Raw genomic sequence first — 21,005 nt, 5'->3', positions numbered from 1 at the left:
TAGGAATATGTGAATATGATTAATTAATTAGTTTAGTCGTTTATCATACATTAATTGGATTTGTATGCCATAAGGATCTTCAATAATACCATATGCTTCACTAAATATATTTTTTTCTAGCGGAGAGATTATTTTCACATGCTTATCGGAAATTAAATTATTATAAAACCGTTGTATTTCTTCTAAATTAGCGCTTTGAATGCAAAGTGACATGTTATTTCCAACGTTATAACGTTCATTATGCTTCATTGTATCTTCTGCTATCATTAGCTTTGTATTCCCAATTTGTAAAACAGAGTGAGCAATATGATCTTTATTTTCACTTGTAAATTTAAAAGAACTATCTCTTTTCGCCAGTTCTTCATACGTAACAATCATTAATTTTTTGGCTTCTAAATTACGTGTATAAAAGTTAATCGCCTCCTTTGCTTGCCCGTTCATTGAAAGAAAAATAGCTATCTCTAATGTCATAAATATATAACTCCTTTATTAGTTGATAATTATAATATAGATTAAAAAGGTTTCAATACATGATACCTTTTTGGGAGGGAAATATGAAAAAAACTGAACGAATAAATGACATGCTTATTTTCTTAAATAATAAAAGATATTTTAATTTAAAAGATTTAATGGCTAGATATGATATTTCTAAAAGTACTGCGTTGCGAGATATTCAATCATTGGAAGAAATAGGTGTACCCATATATTCTGAATTAGGTAGAAATGGAAGTTATAAAATTATAGAAAATAGTGTGTTATCGCCAATTTATTTTAGTGTGGATGAAATGTATGCGTTATACTTTTCAATTCTTACGCTAAATGGATACAAGACAAAACCATTTAATGTAGAAAGTATTGCGCTTGAAAATAAATTTAAACATGTATTACCTGATAATGTGAGTAAAAATATTTCAATTATGGAACGAACGCTTTCCTTTGAAGTAACAAATCATAGTAATTTTAGTCCGTTCTTAAAAGAAATTTTACAGGGAATTTTTGCTGAGCAAGTTTATCATTTAACATATTTAAAAAAAGGTGAGGAGAAAGCATTGGTTGCCCAATTTATTCGAATAGAATCTAAATTTGGCCAGTGGTATGCTAAAATCTTTAATTTTGAGACAAATCATGTTCAAATAATTAGATGTGATAAAATTCTTTCTATTGTGGAAACAAGCAATGTTCATCCAAAAAATCTTGAAGAATTATTAAGTTATCTTACTACCTTTCACAGAAAGTCTGATGCAATTGATTTTAGCGTCATTGTTAATCAAAAAGGAAAAGACATTTTTGATAAAGAGAATTACCCTTCCATGAGGTTGCAAAAGGAAAATGAAAATTACATTATAACAGGCTATTTTAACAAGCAAGAATCTGATTTTATTTCAAATTATTTTCTGAATTTCGGTGAAACGATTATTTCAATTCAGCCTGTTATGCTAAAAGAGTTAATCTATAATAAGGTGTTATCTATAAAGCAGCATTTAACTTCTTTAAGATAAAGTTAGTTTTAGCTATTTATTTGATATGAAAAAGCCCTTGAGATTTAAATATCCAAAGGGCTTTTTGGTGATTGTATTTGTTTTTTAGAAACAATTATTTTTCTGGGACGGACAGTCCATAAAAGAACATCGTAACGATATCTTTTATATGTTTTTCCCGATCTCCTTCAAGAAGTTGTGCTCCAAATTCATCACCTAATTTTGTAAACATTTGAATGTAAAGTAACATCATTTCTTTAGTAAGGTGTGGATTAATTTCGTTTTTGCGCTGAGCTTGTTCTAATATTTCTAAATACCAGGGTAGGATTTTTTCATTTTGATAACTATAAATAAACTTACGGAGTTCTTCGTCCCTTTGCATCATTTGTAGTAACATATCAGGTTGAAATAATCCGCCAGTATTCATTTTTCTTACAATCATTTTTTGCATCATATCATGAAAAGGTAATTTTTCTTCTGCAAGCTCTTTATAATATTGAAATTCAGATATGATAAATTCTTGTATAAGCACCCTAAATAACGCATCTTTACTTCCGAAATGATTATAAATTGTAACTTGAGAAACGTTTGCTTCTTTTGCGATATGTTCTATTTTCACTTCATTAAATCCACGTTCTGAAAATAATACGAATGCTGCTTCTTTAATGGCACGCTTTTTCTTTTCTTTTACTCTTTCAAAGCCGTTCAATGCAATCACCTCACTTAAAATATACAAGAAAAAATAATGGAAAACAATAATTTTGAAATATGGACTAATAAATATTTCAAAAAGTTGTTGCGAATATGGAAGATGAGGAGTACAATAATTTTGAAATATCAAACATTAAATATTTCAAAAAATGAGGTGGAATTATGATTTCAGTTCAAGATGTCACAAAACAGTTTTCGAATGGAAAAGGTTTGTTTCATATTACATTTGATGTAAAAGAGGGAGAAGTATTTGGTTATTTAGGACCGAATGGTGCCGGAAAATCAACGACGATTCGTAATTTAATGGGATTTATAAAACCGACAGCTGGTAAAGCGACAATTTTTGGATTAGATTGTTGGAATGAAGCAGCGAAAATTCAAAGGGAAGTTGGTTACTTGCCAGGTGAAATTTCTTTTATTGAAGGAATGAATGGATTAGAGTTTTTAAAATTAATGCAGGGAATGCGTGGATTAAAGGATACGAAAAGACGAGATGAACTGATAGAGCGTCTGCAATTTGATGTGAAAACACCGATTCGCAAAATGTCTAAAGGAATGAAGCAAAAAGTAGGGATAGTCGCTGCATTTATGCACGATCCAGAGGTGTTAATTTTAGATGAACCAACATCTGGACTTGATCCACTTATGCAACAAGTGTTTATAGATTTAATATTAGAGGAAAAGCAAAGAGGAAAAACAATCCTAATGTCATCACATATTTTTACTGAAATTGAGAGAACTTGTGACAGAGTAGCTATTATTAAAGATGGTCGACTCGTAACGGTTGAAAATATTCACGATTTACAAAGTATGAGAAGACAGGTGATAGATGTAACAGTATCATCACAAGAAGAGATTGAGTCCCTTACAAAGTGTAATTTGCAATTTGAAGCGGTAAAAGGTAGAGAGGCATCTATCATTGTACAAGGAAACTATCAAACTGTTTTACAAACACTTTCAAACTATAATGTAACGGCACTTCAAACGAGAGCGATGGATTTAGAACATTTATTTATGCATTATTACGATAAGAAAGAAGGGGTAACGCATGAATAAGCAATTATTTTTAGCTAGTTTGAAAGAAACACAAAAAAGTATTTTGAGTTATGCGTCTGGTGCAGCTTTATATCTGTGGTTATTAATTTGGATATTCCCGTCAATGGTATCAGCGAAAGGGCTAAATGAATTAATAGCTGCCATGCCTGATAGTGTGAAAAAAATCGTTGGTATGGAAAGTCCGATTCAAAACGTAATGGATTTTCTAGCGGGCGAATACTATAGTCTATTGTTTATTATCATTTTAACAATTTTTTGCGTAACAGTTGCGACACATTTAATTGCTCGTCATGTAGATAAAGGAGCAATGGCATACTTGCTAGCAACACCTGTATCTAGAGTGCAAATTGCGATTACACAAGCTGCTGTTCTCATATTGGGACTTCTAATTATTGTATCTGTTACGTATGTAGCTGGGTTAGTAGGTGCAGAATGGTTTTTACAAGATAACAACTTAAATAAAGAATTATTTTTGAAGATAAATGTAGTCGGAGGGCTCATATTTTTAGTCATTAGTGCGTATTCATTTTTCTTTTCTTGTATATGTAATGACGAAAGAAAAGCACTAAGTTATTCAGCGAGTTTAACTATTTTATTTTTCGTATTGGATATGGTAGGGAAGTTAAGTGATAAGTTAGAATGGATGAAAAACCTATCATTATTCACGCTGTTTCGTCCGAAAGAAATTGCTGAAGGATCATATAATATATGGCCGGTAAGTATAGGTTTAACTACTGTAGCGCTTTGTATTTTTATCGTAGCGATTGTATTATTTAGGAAGAGGGATTTACCGTTATAGAGTAGAAAGTCCACTGAGAAAGTGGGCTTTTTTTATTTGTAAATTTAAACTAGTATGTTTATCGCATAACACTTATAAAGGATATTTATCTTTTTAATTAAGAAAATATTCAAAAAAATGAACCTTTTTCTAGGTTCATACGTCTAATACATGTAAAGTTAAATTGGAAGTGATGAAGTGAGGATGAAACAGGAGGAGCAATTGTGAAAGTAATCCCTTTATATAAAATGATTGTAAAAGAAGAAACGGATGTTTCTTTAGCGAAAAAAGGTGATCATGAAGCCTTTATAGCGCTTATACATACAGAAAAAGCGAAGATGTATCGAATAGCAAAGGCGATGTTACGTGATGAGACAAATATAGAGGATGCGATACAGACAACAATTTTAAAAGCCTATGAAAATATAAAAAAATTAAAAAAAGAAGAATTTTTTCAAACTTGGTTAATTCGAATACTAATAAATGAGTGTAACAATATTATTAGAGCGTATAAAAATGTAATTGTGACAGAAGAGAATGATTACATTATGAGTGCGTGTGATCAGTATGAAGATATAGATTTGTGTAATGCGATTCTATCGTTACATGAAGAATTAAGAGCTGTTACGGTGCTTTATTACTATGAAGACATGCATCAAGAGAGTATAGCAAAGCTGTTAGAAATACCGAAAGGAACAGTGAAATCAAGATTATCACGTGCGAGGGAACAACTACAAAAACGATTAAAGATGGAATAGGGGGTGTAAAGGATGGATAATGAAAAATTATTTGATGAGAAATTAAAAAAGAGAATAAAAGATGAAAATGTTATAGTACCTCCAGAGTTAAATGAAAAGATTAATAGCACGCTACATAATCTTAAGGTAAAAAACAAGAGTTACAAAATTCATATGATGATAATTAGTGCAGTGGTTTGTATACTTTCAGTGGTATCTATGTCTGAGTTTTCTATACAAAGTTTTGCGCAAAATGGTGGAGTATTTGAATATGTAAAGAAAAAAGCGTTTTCTGATTATGAAAATGAAGAAGAAATAAAATCGAATGTACATTATCCAGATAAAGAAAAGATTCATCAAAAAATGCTAGATTCTATTGATTATTTTAAAAATATTTCAGGACAATTTGAGGAATATTCTAGCTCATCAAGAATTGCTACAACATATAAGTATGCGATTGATACGGAGAAACAAAGAGGTATCTCTTCGAAAGAAGATAAACTAGCCAAAAAACGAACAATTATATATAACGAGGGGAAGAAAAAAGAATTTGATGATGAGAAGTATACCTATAAAGAGAAAAAATGGAACCCGAAAGAAAGAAACAATGAACTATTAAAATTAAATCCTACGGAAAGGTTAGTGAGAAAATCAGATGAGAAAAAGAGATATGATGATGAATATGTAGGGCTAGCTAAATATAGTATTCAATCAGAATTCGCAGATTTATTAATTCGATATAAAGATTGGAATTATAAAGAAACGAAATATCTTGGATTAGATTGTTACAAAATTGAAGGAGTTATAAACATAGAGATGCCTGTTAGCACCTCTGAAGATTTAAGAGGGAAATTCGAAATGGTTGTGGAGAAAAATACAGGGATTATGTTGAAATTTCTTAGTTTTCAAGAAGGCTTGATTCAATATTCAGTTACGACTGAATGGATACAAATAGATAAGGGATTGAAAGAAAGTATGTTTCAAAAGGATAGTGCTAAATATGAAAAAATGAAAAACATATTGGATGAATAGAAACAGGAGGAGAGTAAATGGGTAATCATTCATCTTTAAGAGAAGAGAAAAATAAGCAAAAATATAAAAAGAAAACGATAATAAGTTTACTACTGGCGGTATTACTATTTGGTGGAATTGGCTATGGAGCCTATGTATATATGAAAACTTCTAGTCTTGTACAAAAATCTAATTTGAATTTAGCACGAGGTGAAAAATCCAATTTACGTGAGAAATCTGTAAAGCCAATTGCAAATCATGTTTCACTTTTAATTATGGGAATTGATGAAAATCAAGAACGACAAAAGGAATATAATGGTGCATTTCATACAGATGCATTATTGTTAGCGACTTTTAATAAAGACGATAAAACAGTGAAATTAACGAGCATACCGCGTGATACATATACATATGTTCCAGTTGAAAAGAAAAAAGATAAAATAACCCATGCATATGGAAGTGGTTTCGTTAAAAATGGTAAAGATGGAGGACCGCAAGCTTCTGTGGAAGCAGTAGAAAAATTGTTACAGGTGCCTGTTGATTATTTTGTGAAATTTAATTTTGGTTCCTTTACTAAAATTGTTGATGGGTTAGATGGTATTGAAGTGGATGTCCCAGTTGAATTTACGGAGCAAAATAGTAAAGATGAACCTGATGCGATTCATTTGAAAAAAGGATTACAAAAATTAAATGGGGAAGAAGCACTTGCACTAGCAAGAACGCGCCATATTGATAGTGATGCAATGAGAGGACAGCGCCAACAACTTGTTATTGAAGCGATTTTAAGTAAATTAAAAAGTGTAGGATCGATTACGAAGCTAGAAAAAATAGTTGAGGCAGTTGATGGTGATTTTAAAACAAATTTAGTAATGGATGATATTTTATCTTTTTATAAATACGGTTTAAACGGTTCAGTTGAAAAAATACAATTAGCTGGTGATGATTTATACTTACCTAATGGCCCAAACGGGCAACGTGTATATTATTATAATCCTAATAAAAAAGATCTACAGAGTTTGAGTAATACTCTTAGAACACATCTAGGATTAAGTGAAAAACAGATTGAGGAGAATTAAAGCAGATGTAATGTCTGCTTTTTTATTTTTGTAGAAAAGATGTTTTTAGATATATGCATTATTTATTAGCAATAATTAACAAGTATTCAAGTGGTAAATGAGATGAAAGTGATTAAAACAACGAATGTGTATGAATGCAAAATAAGGTTTGAACAACATATGGAATTTTTATGAATATTACTGTAAAAAAATAATTTTTTAAAAATTTTCAATAATAATACTTTACAAAAATTAAAAAATTAGTAGAATAAGAATTAGTAAGAATCGTCTGATAAATATATAGAGAAAAACAGAATTATCAGAAAATTCTTTAATAGCTATCGTTAAGAATTAGGGAGGGTACAAAATGAAAAAGAAACAAATGAAAAAACTAACAGCAGTTGTAGCACCGGTTTTAGCAATGAGCATGGCGTTAACAGCATGTTCTACATCAGGTGGAGATAAGAAGACAAGCACAAATTCTAGCTCTAGTGGAGATAGTAAGTCAGGGGAAAAATTAGCAGCAAAACAAGTGTTAAATCGAACAGTAACACAAGAGATTCCGACGATGGACTCTTCAAAATCAACTGATACAGTATCTTCACAAATGCTAGGTAATACGATGGAAGGGTTATATCGTCTTGATAAAGACAATAAGCCGATTCCAGCAGCAGCAGAATCTAGCACGAAAAGTGAAGATGGTAAAAAATATACGTTCAAACTACGCAAAGATGCAAAATGGTCAAATGGAGATCCAGTAACTGCGAAAGATTTCGTATACGCTTGGCAACGTCTATTAGATCCAAAAACAGCTGCTGAGTATGCATTTATCGCATTCCCGATTAAAAATGCAGAAGTAGTAAATAAAGGAGAAAAACCTGTAACTGAATTAGGAGTAAAAGCAGTAGATGATCTTACGCTTGAAGTTGAGTTAGAGCAAGCAGTACCGTACTTCTTAAACTTAGTAGCATTCCCATCATATTATCCATTAAATGAAAAGTTCGTAAAAGAAAAGGGCGAGAAGTTCGGTTTAGAGTCTGATACAACTGTCTATAACGGACCGTTCGTTCTTAAAGATTGGAAGCATGAACAAGGATGGCAATTAAAGAAAAATGATCAATATTGGGATAAAAAGACTGTGAAACTGGAAGAAGTTAACTTTAGTGTTGTTAAAGAGGCTGCGACTTTAGTCAATCTATATGATAGCGGTCAAGTTGACTTTGCTTTATTAAATGGAGAGTTCGTTGATAAATATAGAAGCAAGAAAGATGAATTTGGCACATATTCACAAGTGAGTACGTATTTCATTCGTATGAACCAAAAACGTGATGGACAAGACACGCCATTAAAGAGCAAAAAATTACGTGAAGCAATTGCGCTATCAATTGATAAAAAGAATTTAGCAAATGTAATTTTAAATGATGGATCAAAAGAAGCTGACTTCTTAGTACCAAAAGGGTTAGCAACTGGACCGGACGGTAAAGACTTCCAAGAAACATTTAAAAACGGTTTGAAACCAAATCCTAAAAAAGCTGCTGCAGCTTGGGAAGAAGCGAAAAAAGAACTTGGAAAAGATCAAGTTACGATTGAATTCTTAAACTACGATACTGGTAATGCGAAAAAAGTTGGCGAATATATTAAAGATCAGATTGAGAAAAACCTAAAAGGTGTAACAGTTAATATTAAACTTCAACCATTTAAGCAAAAACTAAAATTAGAAACTGAACAACAATATGATATTTCGTATGGCGGATGGAATCCGGATTATGCAGATCCAATGACGTTCTTAGATATGTTTGAGACTGGACATTCTCATAACCAAATGAGCTTCTCTGACCCTAAATATGATGGCATGGTGAAAAAAGCTGGAACGGAATTAATGAGCGATGCGAAAAAACGTTGGGAAGAGTTAGGAAAAGCTGAAAAAACATTACTTGAAGAAGATGTAGCGATTGTACCTTTATATCAACGTGGAGATTCTTATGTTTTACAACCAAATGTAAAGGGAGTAGTAAAACATAATATCAGTCCAGAATTTAGCTTTAAGTGGGCATATGTGACTGAAAAATAATAGAGTTGAAAAAGCATTTAAAAGTGGCTTAGCTACCTTTAAATGCTTTTTTTGTGAGCTTAAAATACTAATTTTTAGTATGGTTAAATAGAGGAGAATAAGGTGTATAGTATGTACATATAGTAGATGGGGGATAAATCCTACTAAAATAAAAAAGTAAGAATATTTAAAGTTAAACTATTTACAAATGTGAAAAAAAGAGTAGAATAACATTAGTTGTAATTTTCAGAAAAATGAATCTTTAGTAAGGGGTCTCTCAAGGGTTGGTAATGTACATATAATTAGGGAGGGTACAAAAATGAAGAGAAAAAAGATGAAAAAGTTAACGGCAGTTGTGGTACCAGTTTTAGCGATGAGTGTTGCATTGACAGCATGTTCTGGGTCAGGTGGGGAAAAGAAAACGACTACTACATCAAATAGTGGGGAAGAAAAAAAATCTGATATTAAATATGCAGCGAAACAAGTATTAAATCGTACGGAAAACCAAGAAATTCCGACGATGGATACTTCTAAATCTACTGATACATTAGGTGCGCAAATTTTAGGGAACACGATGGAAGGCCTATATCGCCTTGATAAAGATAATAAGCCAATTCCTGCTGCTGCAGAGTCTAGTACGAAAAGTGAAGATGGTAAAAAGTATACGTTTAAACTGCGAAAAGATGCAAAATGGTCAAATGGTGATCCTGTAACAGCGAAAGATTTCGTTTTCGCATGGCAGCGCTTACTTGATAAGAATACTGCGGCAGAATATGCATTTATTGCTTACTATATTAAAAATGCAGAAGCGATTAATAAAGGAGAAAAACCTGTAACTGAATTAGGAGCGAAGGCGGTAGATGATTACACGCTAGAAGTAGAATTAGAAAAACCGGTACCTTATTTCTTAAATTTATTAGCATTCCCATCATACTATCCATTAAATGAAAAATTCGTAAAAGAAAAAGGTGATAAGTACGGTTTAGAAGCAGATACAACTGTGTATAACGGTCCATTCGTTATGTCTTCATGGAAACATGAACAAGGTTGGCAGCTGAAGAAAAATGATAAGTACTGGGATAAAAAGACTGTGAAATTAGAAGAAATTAACTATAGTGTAGTAAAAGAGGTTGCAACGAAAGTAAACTTATATGATACAGGATCAATTGATTTTACATTACTATCAGGAGAATTTGTAGATAAATATAAATCGAACAAAGAAGAATATGGTGAGTATGCGGAATCAAGTACATTCTTCTTACGTTTAAATCAAAAACGTAACGGACAAGATACACCTTTAAAGAGCAAAAAACTACGTGAAGCAATTGCATTATCAGTTGATAAAAAAGGATTGGCAAATGTAATTTTAAATAATGGATCAAAAGCAACAGATCAATTGGTTCCAAAAGGACTTGCGACAGGGCCAGATGGTAAAGATTATCAAGATACATTTAAAAATGGTCTGAAATATAATCCGAAAAAAGGAGCAGCAGCTTGGGAAGCGGCGAAAAAAGAACTTGGAAAAGATCAAGTGACAATTGAATTACTAAGTTATGATGATGGAACTGCGAAAAAGATTGCTGACTATGTAAAAGATCAAATTGAGAAAAATTTAAAAGGTGTAACGATTAATACGAAAATTCAGCCATTCAAACAAAAATTAAAATTAGAAACTGCGCAAGATTATGAAATTTCTTATGCAGGTTGGAGTCCAGACTATGCGGATCCAATGACATTTATTAATATGTTTGAATCGAAGAGCCCGTACAACCAAATGAGTTATTCAAATCCAAAATACGATGAAATGGTAGGAAAAGCAGGTAATGAATTAATGAGTGATGCGAAAAAACGTTGGGAAACGTTAGGGAAAGCTGAAAAATTATTCCTTGAAGAAGATGCAGGGTTAGTTCCTTTATATCAAACAGGAAGATCGTACGTAATGAAACCGAATGTAAAAGGAATTGTGAAACATAACATCAGTCCAGAATATAGCTTTAAGTGGGCGTATGTAACTGAGGATGGCGGAAAAAAATAAAGTGAAAGCATTTCAAAAGTGGCTGAGCTGCTTTTGAGATGCTTTTTAGTATGTATAAGGGAATAAATCTCTTTAGCCTATTGAGAATCGGATAGGTAATTAGGAAGGTTCTATCTGAGGAAATTAGAGAGGTCAGTAAGTGGTAAGAAAGATGAATGATAGTAAGAGACCTCATGCTAATAAGAAAAATATAGAATGTAGTAATAGAGTGGAATAAGAGAAGGGATGTTTACATATAGTAGACGGGGGATAATTCATATAGTAGTTAAAACAACAAGATACTATAATAAAAAAATAAATATTTAGAAAATTTACAAAAATACTTTACAAAATTTAAAAAAACAGTAGAATATTAATTAATAAGAATTTTCTGATAACGAAAGTTAGTAGAGAATTTCTAAATGTTAATATCGTACATATAATTGGGGAGGGTACAAAAAAATGAAGAGAAAAAAGATGAAAAAATTGACAGCGGTCGTAGCACCAGTTTTAGTAATGAGTATGGCATTAACAGCTTGCTCTGGATCAGGAGATAAAGAGAAGGCAAGCACAACACCAAAAAGCGGTGAAAAAGAAGGCGGAAAGCTAGCGGCGAAGCAAGTGCTTAATTTAACAGAGTCTCAAGAGATTCCATCTATGGACTCTGCTAAAGCGACAGACCAAGTATCGTTTCTAGCTTTAAACAACGTAATGGAAGGTTTATATCGACTTGATAAAGATAATAAAGCAACACCAGGAGTTGCTGAATCATATAAAAAGAGTGATGATGGTAAAAAATACACATTTACATTAAATAAAAATGCAAAATGGTCAAATGGAGAGCCTGTAACAGCGAAGGATTTCGTGTTTGCTTGGAAACGTGCGGTAGATAAAAATACAGCAGCAGAATATGCATACATTATGTTTGATTTGAAAAATGCACAAGCGATTAATGAAGGAAAAGCTGAACTAGATACGTTAGGAGTAAAAGCTGTAGATGACTATACGTTAGAAGTAGAATTAGAAAATCCAGTTCCTTACTTTGTAGAATTAACTTCATTTGGAACATTTTATCCATTAAACGAGAAATTTGTAAAAGAAAAAGGAGAAAAGTACGGTTTAGAATCAGATACGACGTTATACAACGGACCGTTTACATTAACAGGCTGGAAACATGAAGAAGGTTGGAAGTTAAAGAAAAATGCACAATATTGGGATAATAAAACAGTTAAGTTAGATGAAATCAACTTTGACGTAGTAAAAGATAGCGGTACACGTGTTAACTTATATGAAAGTGGACAAATCGATCGTTCAGGACTTACATCTGAATTTGTTGACAAATATAAATCAAACCCCGACTTCTTTACACAAAAAACACCGTCAACATATTTCTTACGCTTAAACCAAAAACGTGGTGGGCAAGATACAGTGTTAAAGAGCAAAGATCTACGTTTAGCGATTGCAAAAGCGTACGATAAAAAAGGCTTAACGAATGTAATTTTAAATGATGGTTCTACACCTGCAGATTATTTAGTGCCAAAAGAATTTGCTAAGAGCCCAGATGGAAAAGACTTCCGTAAAGAAAATGGAGATATTTTAAAAACAGATGTGAAAAAAGCAAAAGAGCATTGGGAAAAAGCGAAAAAAGAGCTTGGAAAAGATGCAATTACAGTAGAACTATTAAACTATGATGGTGATGGTGCGAAAAAAGTAGGAGAATTCTTAAAAGGAGAACTTGAGAAAAACCTACCAGGTTTAACGGTGAATTTGAAAAACCAGCCATTTAAACAAAAGTTAAAATTAGAATCAGATCTAGATTATGATTTATCTTACGCTGGTTGGGGGCCTGACTACTTAGATCCAATGACATTCATTGATATGTTTGTTACAAATGGCCCTCATAACCAAACAGGATATTCAAATCCTAAATATGATGAGATTGTACAAAAAGGTAAAGGTGAGCTATTAACGAAAACGAAAGAGCGTTGGGATAGCTTACTGAAAGCGGAGAAAATGTTATTGGAAGATGCAGCAATTGCACCATTATATCAACGTGGTGATGCTATCGTTCAAAGACCTAAAGTAAAAGGTATTGTTCACCATCCAGTTGGTGGAGACTACAGCTATAAATGGGCATATATTACAGAGGATAAGTAAGATGAGGGGCGTACAATACGCCCTTTTTTCTATGCACTTTTCTTCCTTGCTCGAATATATAAAATAAAAAAGGGAGAATCCCATGAAGCGAAACACATACATCGATTTCCTAGCTTATTACGGAATAGGAAGCGCTCATCCTGGTGGCTTTACGTTAACAAAACAATTGTTAGCACAACTGCCTTTTAAATATGGAGCGAATGTCCTTGAGATAGGTTGCGGTACGGGGAAAACAGCGGCATATATGACAAGGGAATTTGGTTATAAAGTAACAACGGTTGAAAAGAATGAAATTATGATTCAAAAGGCAAAAGATAGATGGTTGTTTGAAGGGTTAGCTATACAATTAATTGAAGGAAATGTGGAGCATTTACCGTGTTTGAATAACTCATTTGAGTTCGTACTTGGAGAATCAATCATCGCTTTTACAGACAAAGAAAGGGTTATCTCGGAGTGTTATCGTGTATTACAGCAGGACGGTAAGCTTGTTGTCATTGAAATGATTATTGATAGGCACATTGATAAGGGTGAGGAAGAAAAAATCGCCCAATTATATGGTATGAAAGAATTATTAACGGAGAATGAGTGGGTACAATTATTTCAGAAAGCAAATTTTAAAAGAATTACAATTGCTGGCGGTGGCACGATTGCAGAAACGATCTCTGGCTATGTAGAAGAGCCAGAATGGAATGTATCCTCACATATTCCGAATGAGTTATATGAGGCGTGGGTACAGCATGAAAATATACGGCTTATGTACCAACACATTTTAGGGCATCGTATTTTTATATGTGAAAAATAAAGAAAAAGAGTTGGCTAAAGGTAGCCAACTCTTTACTATGTTAAATGAAAAATAATGCAGCTAATGTAATTCCGAAGATGAAACCAAATCCGAGTTCAACACCCCAGCCACAACCGCCGCCTCCCCAGCCGCCGCAACCACAACTACTACAACCACGACCACCACATCCGCAGCTGCTGAATCCACCACCGCATCCGAATCCACAACTATCACACCTGCTAAGGCCTCCACAAAGGTCACAACCACCGTTTGCATAAGCGTCATAGTAGCCGAATCCTGAATCAAAAGATGAGCGCTGTTGCACCGGTTCAATCCATACAGAGCTTTGTGTCACATCGATTATTTTCCCTAAATGTATACGGCCATCACGGTCTTCAATCCGAACAACTTTTCCGAAGTAACGTCGGCATGTATCATAACATTTTTGTCTATGCATGTTCTTTCCTCCTTCCGCATTACAGTAATACGATATGTAAGGGGGACAAGTGCGGCTTGTACGAATGCCCTATCTATCATAATTGTTATAGGAAAGGGGAAATATAAGAAGAGGATATATAAGGAGGAAAAGGCATGAAATCTACAGATCAGTTTCAGACATACGAAGTACCGTGGGAAGAATTTATTGAAGCGTTGCGAGAGGAAATGAAGAAGCAAGTAGGGGCAGATATTATTGATACAGTAGTTTGCAATTTAGAAGATGGTTTTGAAGTGTATACATATGTGCAGGGGGATTTAGATTTTGAATATAAGGAAGCGCTTGAGAGAAAATACGGAAGTGATGCGAAGACACCTAATGTGTTAACGATAATGTTATTAGCTAGTATTTATAATACAAGTGAAGAGAATATACGCTTGCATGCGGATCATAAAGAGAATCCGATTGTTGAAGTGTATGTAAAGCAAGGAAACACGCTGTGAAAGGCGTGTTTTTTAATTGTATGATAAAATGTTAGAAAATTAAGAAAGAAGGTGATGAATTGGGAATTAAACATCTTAATTTAACAGTTGCAGATGTAGTAGCTGCAAGAGAGTTTTTAGAAAAGTATTTTGGCTTAACTTGTAGTGGAACAAGGGGGAATGCCTTTGCAGTTATGCGTGATAATGATGGATTTATACTAACGTTAATGAAAGGAAAAGAAGTTCAGTATCCAAAAACATTTCATGTAGGATTTCCACAAGAAAGTGAAGAACAAGTAGATAAGATAAATCAAAGATTGAAGGAAGATGGATTTTTGGTCGAGCCTCCTAAGCATGCCCATGCGTATACGTTTTACGTTGAAGCACCTGGTGGATTTACAATAGAAGTGATGTGTTAAGTTAAAAATCAAACTTTTTGTCATGTGTTTTTAAAATAAAAAGTAGGAAAAGTCTGTTTTAAGCGTGGAGCTTAAACAGGCTTTTTTACTTATATAATTGGATAGAGAATGCTAGAAGGAATATTACCAAGTGTATGATCTGTTTACATAATAAAGTTATGGTGGGTTAGTTGTCCTAAAATACAAGTCATATATCTTGTTTCCTCACATAAATTTAAACATAGGAATTTGTCTACAAAGGTGGCGAAGCCTCATCATGAAAATCCGAATTTGTGCCACGTTCATGTTGTTTCTATTTATATGTTTACCTTTATCAGCTTTTGCAAAAGGAGAGGAGGCAAAGGAAAGGGTCGTTTCACTTGTATATGACGATTCGGGCAGCATGAGAAATAACGATCGCTGGAAATATGCCAATTATGCTTTGCAAAGTTTAGTTGCGCTATTGGATGAAAAAGATAAATTTTCTTACGTTCCAATGAGTAAGCCGAATGATCCATTAAACATTTCGTTAACGAAGGATAAAAGGCAAACAGAAATTGAGGGAATTGGAGCGTGGAAAACGTATTTAAATACTCCATTTAGCGCGGTAGAAACGGCGATGCAATCTATAAAAAAGGAAGCAGATATAGATGGAAAACGTGAATTTTGGCTTATTGTATTAACTGACGGGGCATTTAATGATTTAGAGAAAGATAAGGTTGGCGGAAAAGAACAAATTTTGCAGAAATTAGCCCAGTTTAAGAAAGAAATGGATGCAAAAAAGATATCGTTACATCCAGTCTTAATTACGATGGAAGAAGATTTAGGACAACAAGAAAAAGAACAACTAAATACGTTCAAGGAAATATGGAAGAAAGAGATAAATGGTGTTACGATGCCGTCAAGCGGAGAAGATGGCATTGTAAAAAGTGTAAATCAAGTGGCAGCATTAGTTGCAAATCGTGATCCATTCTCCTCTGTTGAATCGATTGTAAAAACGAAAGTAGTGGGGAAAAGAGTAGAGATTACAACACCATTTCCGTTAAAGCGTATGACGCTTGTACGACAATCGCCTTCTCTGCCCGATTATCAGGTCACACAAATTTCTAAACCATTACAATTACAATCTTCTTTTTCCATACATGCACCAGGAGAAGCAAAATTGTTCGGAAATATAGTTCATATAAGTACGGAAAATGAGGAAGTTATTAAACCAGGAACTTATACGATAGAAGTGGATCAGGACATTGAGAAAGAAGGACTACAAGTATTAGTTGAACCAGCGCTTAATTATACGGTTTCTACTTATGACAAAGATGATAGTAGTCAAAAAAATGTAGAGAAAATGTACGAAGGTGTTACTGCTGTTATTGAAGCAAAGCCTACGGAGTTGCCAGTTCAGTCTTCTTACTTTCAGGCAGAAGTAGAAATAGATGGAAAACAATATGCAATGAAGTGGAACGATAAAAGGCATGTGTTTTATTACGAAACGAAGCTTGGTAAAGGGTTAGTACGCGGGAAAGTTCATATGAATATAAAGGGGTTTTATAGACAGACGAAAGAATTTAAAATTGAAACAGCTGAGAAACCGAAATTATCACTTCAAACTGTTACAAAAGATTATGAAGAAAAAGTGACAAATTTAGAGAATAGTAAACCATTTGTTTTACAACCACAGTTAGATGGTAAGTTAATGACAGAAGAAGCTGTAAAAAAACTATTAAAATCTACTGGTGTCACATCTAAACAATCAATCAATTATGAAATAAAGCAACATGGAAATCAAATCTATGTTTATCCTCGTCCCTATTACTCCGACACATTTAATTTTACAGATACCGGCACCGTAGAAGCTACCATCGTAATGCAGGATTCAAAGTTACAAGAAGTAAAGAAAAACATAACATTCCATATTCAAGATGCTCCGTTTTATGAAAAATATGCGCTTATTTTTAAGTTTGTCATTCCTATCACTTTATTACTGCTAGTAGTAGGAATCATTGTTTTAGGATGGATTATTCGGCCAAGATTTCACCGGAAAGCACTACTGTATTATGAATGGGATCAAGAGGTAGCGAAAGATTGGCTATATCAATCTGAACCAGAATTACTTCGGAATAAATGGTGGAACCATTATTTTGGTATCCCATTTAGAGCAGAAAGAAAAACCATGCAATCCGTTACGTTTATAGCGAAGAAAGGTTCGAAATCTGTCTTTGTAGCGAAAGAATCACAAGTAGTTGGAATGATTATTGATGGAATGTTTATAGCAGAGGATGAAGTAGGAATGGAACATAAGACACTATATCCAAATGAACTTTTACTAATTGATAGGGGATATGGTAAAGAGATTTACAAGTACGAATGTGAATAGTAGGTAGGGATAAGAAGGGGATGGAGTATTGATCCTCTTTCCCTTTTTTCCAACAAGCAAGAATAGGAAGGTGGTTCACATGACATTACAAGTTCCAACAATATTAATTGGTTTAGGTGGAATCGGTAGTACTGTGACGCATCAAATATATGAAAAACTGCCTGAAGAGCGCCGGAAAAAGGTAGCAATGCACGTATTTGATACAGATGTGAATACATTAAGTAAATTCGATCATATTCGAAAGTTTAAGACACAAACAAGTTCTAGTAAAACGCCTAGGGAGTATATTGCGGGAGATCCAACGATCCCAGAGTGGTTTCCGATGGATCCGACTATACTTGATAAACCATTAACAGAAGGAGCAGGACAGTTACGCGTCATTTCACGTTTAGCGTTACGTGCTGCGATGAAAGAAGATAAATTGACGTCTTTTTGGCAAGAAATCGAGAAAATCTTTCCGGTTACAAGTGATCAAACGGAATATGGTGTGCGTGTCATTATAGTAACATCACTAGCAGGCGGAACAGGTTCAGGGATGTTTCTGCAAATTGCTTTATATTTACGTGAAATGCTTCGGAAGAAATTGCAGCATCATAACATTTTAATACGCGGTGCGTTTTTAATGCCGGATGTTTTAGTAAAGACGAGAACGGTTAGCGCGAAAGAATTTGAAACGGTGCAAGCAAATGGCTATGCATCATTAAAAGAATTACATGCTATTACGCTCGGGTCTACTGGAGAATTATCAAAACGCGGCGGTGTAACAATTGAATTAGAGTATCGCCCTGATCAAGTAGATGAAGACGGAAGAACGAATCATACAATTAAACAATATCATTTACCGTACAATTATTGCTTCTTATACGATTACGAAAACCTACATGGACACCATTTACACAATTTATCAGACTATATGGAACAGATGGCAAATACAATTTATTTACAGTTATTTAGCCCGATGTCCACAAGTCATTTTGCACAGGAAGACAATCAAATTCAGCAATTAGCAGAATCAAGCGGAAAAGGACGATATTGCGGGGCAGGAACGGCAAAACTCATTTATCCATATGAACATGTGTTAAAATATTGTGCTTTAAAATGGGCCGTGCAAGGTTTAGATGAATCGTGGCTTCATTTAGATCAACTGTTTCAAGAGAAGAAGCAAAGATACGATCAAGATGTAAAACGTGGGATGCAACGTGAAAAGCCGGAGAGAGGTAAAAGTTATTTAGAGGACTTGGAGCATCTTGCTACCCGTCCAGAGCAAGCTCATATTTTCTATAGACAAATGTACAATGAAACACGTGAAGGAGCAGAGGGTGGTAAGCTCGGAGTTGCGAAATCAAAACTGTTTTTAGAAGCTGTAGAAAGTTATGTACAACGAACGGTGCAAAAAGATGAGGAATTAAATCGTCTGCAACATGAGTGTAAAATTTCAGCTACGAAACTGAAAATGATGGAACAGATGAAGGGTGAAGTGGCAAGAGTGGATCATGCGGTGCGTTTATATGCGTATGCGATTCCGAGCCGGGTACATGAACATGTAACGACACTTTTATATGACATGATTGAATCAGACCGCTTTTCACCAAGTGGTTCTGAAGGGCAGTCCTATCAATTAAATACATGGTTTTTAAAGAAAACAGATCCCGTTCACCCAGTAGCAGCGCGTTTTATGTTATATGAAATTCGAAAGCAGTTAGTAGAAAAAATGAATCGACTACATGAAAATAATGAACAAAAGCGTAATGTAATTCAAAATTACGATAAAAAATTTAATGTGGGTAATATTGATGGAACGGTAACGGCTGTACGCCGAGTAGAAATTGCTCAACAACAAGGCTGGTTCGGAAAAATGATTAATAATCAGCAACGTTTATTCAAAAGAGAATTTGAAGACATCGTAACGCAATATGTACACAAATTAAATGAATATCGAAAAGAAATGTTATTAGAACTTGTATATCAATCGCTATATCAAGCAGTTAATAAAATGATTCAATATTGGGAAAGATTTTTTGATAATTTACATGAAACACGTGAAAATTTACTGTTTGAAATCCAAAAGCGCAGTAAGGAGTTTGAAGGGAAAACAAACCCGACGAATGTATATGTATTAGCTGAGGAACAGCTGCAAGAAAAGATATGGCAAGATATGCAGCAACATTTAAATTTAGGTGTACTACCGAAAGATATATCAGCGGAAATTTACATGAGTTTGTACGGGGAATATTGTCGTGATGCGAAAACAGAAGAGATTCAGTCGAAAAAGGTAGAGGATTTCTACCGAGAACATATACTGAGCTATTGTTATGACGAACTGCAAGTACGCTATCGTGATAAATTAGAACTGAATATTATTGAAGCGTTGCGAAAAGAAGCAGATTATAAGAAACGTGATCGCGATGAATACGTTCGTGAAAAAATTGAAGACCTGTTCCATTTAGCGAGTCCATTCGTTCCGAAAGTTGCTCATCATAGGGAATTACAATATTGGGGTATACATCCTTCTTTAAAGAAAGAGTTGCAAGAGGAATTAATTCAAGAAATGTTTAAAGAAAAAGATACAGTACATGAAGCCTTTTCGCCATTTGAAGTGATCTGTTATCGAGCGCATTACGGCTTATCGCTGCAAGACTTTCCTAAATTATCATCAGGACATATTTCAAATGGATTTATGAATGATAAAGGTGACTATTTCCAATCGTATTATCGCCGTGTAAACAAATTAAATAGTAAAAAATCTAGTTTAACGCCGCATTTAGATAAGTATTGGCACTTACCAGCCTTTATGCCAGATTTAAATGCGACTCAAACAAAATTAGATTATGATAAATGTAATCGTGCATTACTATACGCATATATGTATCGCTGGATTAGTTTAGTTGCTGTTGATGGACAGTTTGTGTATCAATATAACGGTGTAGGACGTAGCTTTTTAATTCAGTCAATGGGGAAAAATATTTCAAGCGAAAGTTATAAATTACACAGAGCGTTGCTTCATAATCCGTTTATTTATGAAAACATCTTGTCACGATTTGAAGAAGAGCAAGAAAAGGCGATGATACAAGGTGGACATTTATATACACATCCGTTCGTATTAGGAGCCCAAGATGTAAGATGGCTTAGAAAAGAACATGTCCACAATCTTTTAGATATGATTTTAATGTATGATCGTGAGGCGAAGTATGATCCGACGTTAGAAGAAACATCAGATGAATTATTAAGACTATTCCTTGATGAAATCGAGTTGTATTTCCAGAACTATTACGGTACAGGTGCCGATATGGTGGCAAAGAAAGAGAAAGAAATGTTTATTAAACAATTGTGGGATCGCTCGCATGCGAAAGGATATGTAGATCCAAATAGCGCTCCGTATAAAAAATGGCAAAATTTATTAGGTGTTCAAGATGAAGAAGAAACGTCAAAAACGAATGTATAATGAATGAAAAGGGAATCCTTAAAAGTGGCAATACAACTTTAGAAA

17 protein-coding genes are annotated in these 21,005 nt (G+C 33.9%); 14 read left to right on the top strand and 3 right to left on the bottom strand.

Annotated elements, in window-relative coordinates; all coding sequences use genetic code 11:
* Window positions 1-27: 27 nt before the first annotated feature.
* A complete protein-coding gene (locus C3Y97_RS18225) occupies window positions 28-471 on the bottom strand; it encodes a VOC family protein (RefSeq protein ID WP_136363599.1) in 444 nt (147 codons plus the stop codon).
* Window positions 472-530: 59 nt separating this feature from the next.
* Between C3Y97_RS18225 and C3Y97_RS18220 the strand changes: the two genes are divergently transcribed.
* Window positions 531-1,499, top strand: a complete 969-nt coding sequence (locus C3Y97_RS18220; RefSeq protein ID WP_002041615.1) for a helix-turn-helix transcriptional regulator — start codon at window positions 531-533, stop codon at window positions 1,497-1,499.
* A 94-nt stretch (window positions 1,500-1,593) separates the two neighbouring features.
* Here the strand turns inward: C3Y97_RS18220 and C3Y97_RS18215 are convergent, their stop codons facing one another.
* Window positions 1,594-2,196, bottom strand: a complete 603-nt coding sequence (locus C3Y97_RS18215) for a TetR/AcrR family transcriptional regulator (RefSeq protein ID WP_127064066.1) — start codon at window positions 2,194-2,196, stop codon at window positions 1,594-1,596.
* A 155-nt stretch (window positions 2,197-2,351) separates the two neighbouring features.
* Here C3Y97_RS18215 and C3Y97_RS18210 point away from each other — a divergent pair, with 155 nt between their 5' ends.
* The 9 genes from C3Y97_RS18210 to C3Y97_RS18170 all read left to right on the top strand — a co-directional run bounded on the left by C3Y97_RS18210 (window position 2,352) and on the right by C3Y97_RS18170 (window position 13,849).
* The gene (locus tag C3Y97_RS18210; protein WP_000626569.1) at window positions 2,352-3,245 is read left to right on the top strand and encodes an ABC transporter ATP-binding protein; all 894 of its coding nucleotides are present in this window, start codon (window positions 2,352-2,354) and stop codon (window positions 3,243-3,245) included.
* The gene (locus tag C3Y97_RS18205; protein WP_001041427.1) at window positions 3,238-4,044 is read left to right on the top strand and encodes an ABC transporter permease subunit; all 807 of its coding nucleotides are present in this window, start codon (window positions 3,238-3,240) and stop codon (window positions 4,042-4,044) included. The genes C3Y97_RS18210 and C3Y97_RS18205 overlap by 8 nt, the downstream gene beginning before the upstream one ends.
* A gap of 203 nt (window positions 4,045-4,247) precedes the next feature.
* Window positions 4,248-4,781, top strand: coding sequence for a sigma-70 family RNA polymerase sigma factor (locus C3Y97_RS18200; protein ID WP_136363598.1), 534 nt, complete (start codon window positions 4,248-4,250; stop codon window positions 4,779-4,781).
* A 12-nt stretch (window positions 4,782-4,793) separates the two neighbouring features.
* Window positions 4,794-5,792 (top strand): ECF-type sigma factor negative effector, encoded by a 999-nt coding sequence (locus C3Y97_RS18195; RefSeq protein WP_000368254.1) that lies wholly within the window; start codon window positions 4,794-4,796, stop codon window positions 5,790-5,792.
* Between the two features lie 17 nt (window positions 5,793-5,809).
* Entirely contained in the window at window positions 5,810-6,847 is a 1,038-nt protein-coding gene (locus tag C3Y97_RS18190; protein WP_000526730.1) for an LCP family protein, read from the top strand.
* A gap of 346 nt (window positions 6,848-7,193) precedes the next feature.
* Window positions 7,194-8,897, top strand: a complete 1,704-nt coding sequence (locus tag C3Y97_RS18185) for a peptide ABC transporter substrate-binding protein (protein WP_000730167.1) — start codon at window positions 7,194-7,196, stop codon at window positions 8,895-8,897.
* 298 nt (window positions 8,898-9,195) lie between these two features.
* Window positions 9,196-10,911, top strand: coding sequence for a peptide ABC transporter substrate-binding protein (locus tag C3Y97_RS18180; protein ID WP_136363597.1), 1,716 nt, complete (start codon window positions 9,196-9,198; stop codon window positions 10,909-10,911).
* A gap of 441 nt (window positions 10,912-11,352) precedes the next feature.
* Complete coding sequence (locus C3Y97_RS18175) at window positions 11,353-13,047, top strand: peptide ABC transporter substrate-binding protein (protein ID WP_136363596.1); 1,695 nt, start codon at window positions 11,353-11,355, stop codon at window positions 13,045-13,047.
* Window positions 13,048-13,129: 82 nt separating this feature from the next.
* The gene (locus tag C3Y97_RS18170) at window positions 13,130-13,849 is read left to right on the top strand and encodes a class I SAM-dependent methyltransferase (protein ID WP_000828243.1); all 720 of its coding nucleotides are present in this window, start codon (window positions 13,130-13,132) and stop codon (window positions 13,847-13,849) included.
* A 40-nt stretch (window positions 13,850-13,889) separates the two neighbouring features.
* On the opposite strand, the gene C3Y97_RS18165 is transcribed toward C3Y97_RS18170, so the two are convergent.
* Complete coding sequence (locus tag C3Y97_RS18165; protein WP_000555000.1) at window positions 13,890-14,285, bottom strand: hypothetical protein; 396 nt, start codon at window positions 14,283-14,285, stop codon at window positions 13,890-13,892.
* Window positions 14,286-14,419: 134 nt separating this feature from the next.
* Between C3Y97_RS18165 and C3Y97_RS18160 the strand changes: the two genes are divergently transcribed.
* From C3Y97_RS18160 to C3Y97_RS18145, 4 genes are all read left to right on the top strand, one after another.
* Window positions 14,420-14,767: a hypothetical protein gene (locus tag C3Y97_RS18160; protein ID WP_000842902.1), complete on the top strand. Its 348-nt coding sequence runs from the start codon at window positions 14,420-14,422 to the stop codon at window positions 14,765-14,767.
* 59 nt (window positions 14,768-14,826) lie between these two features.
* Window positions 14,827-15,165, top strand: a complete 339-nt coding sequence (locus C3Y97_RS18155; RefSeq protein ID WP_000511515.1) for a VOC family protein — start codon at window positions 14,827-14,829, stop codon at window positions 15,163-15,165.
* A gap of 256 nt (window positions 15,166-15,421) precedes the next feature.
* The gene (locus C3Y97_RS18150) at window positions 15,422-17,518 is read left to right on the top strand and encodes a vWA domain-containing protein (RefSeq protein ID WP_000702060.1); all 2,097 of its coding nucleotides are present in this window, start codon (window positions 15,422-15,424) and stop codon (window positions 17,516-17,518) included.
* Window positions 17,519-17,597: 79 nt separating this feature from the next.
* The gene (locus tag C3Y97_RS18145) at window positions 17,598-20,960 is read left to right on the top strand and encodes a tubulin-like doman-containing protein (protein WP_000175127.1); all 3,363 of its coding nucleotides are present in this window, start codon (window positions 17,598-17,600) and stop codon (window positions 20,958-20,960) included.
* Window positions 20,961-21,005: the final 45 nt, after the last annotated feature.

The organism is Bacillus sp. DU-106 (assembly GCF_004799705.1).
Taxonomy (GTDB): Bacteria; Bacillota; Bacilli; order Bacillales; family Bacillaceae_G; genus Bacillus_A; species Bacillus_A cereus.
This window is presented reverse-complemented; position numbering and strand designations above follow the sequence as displayed.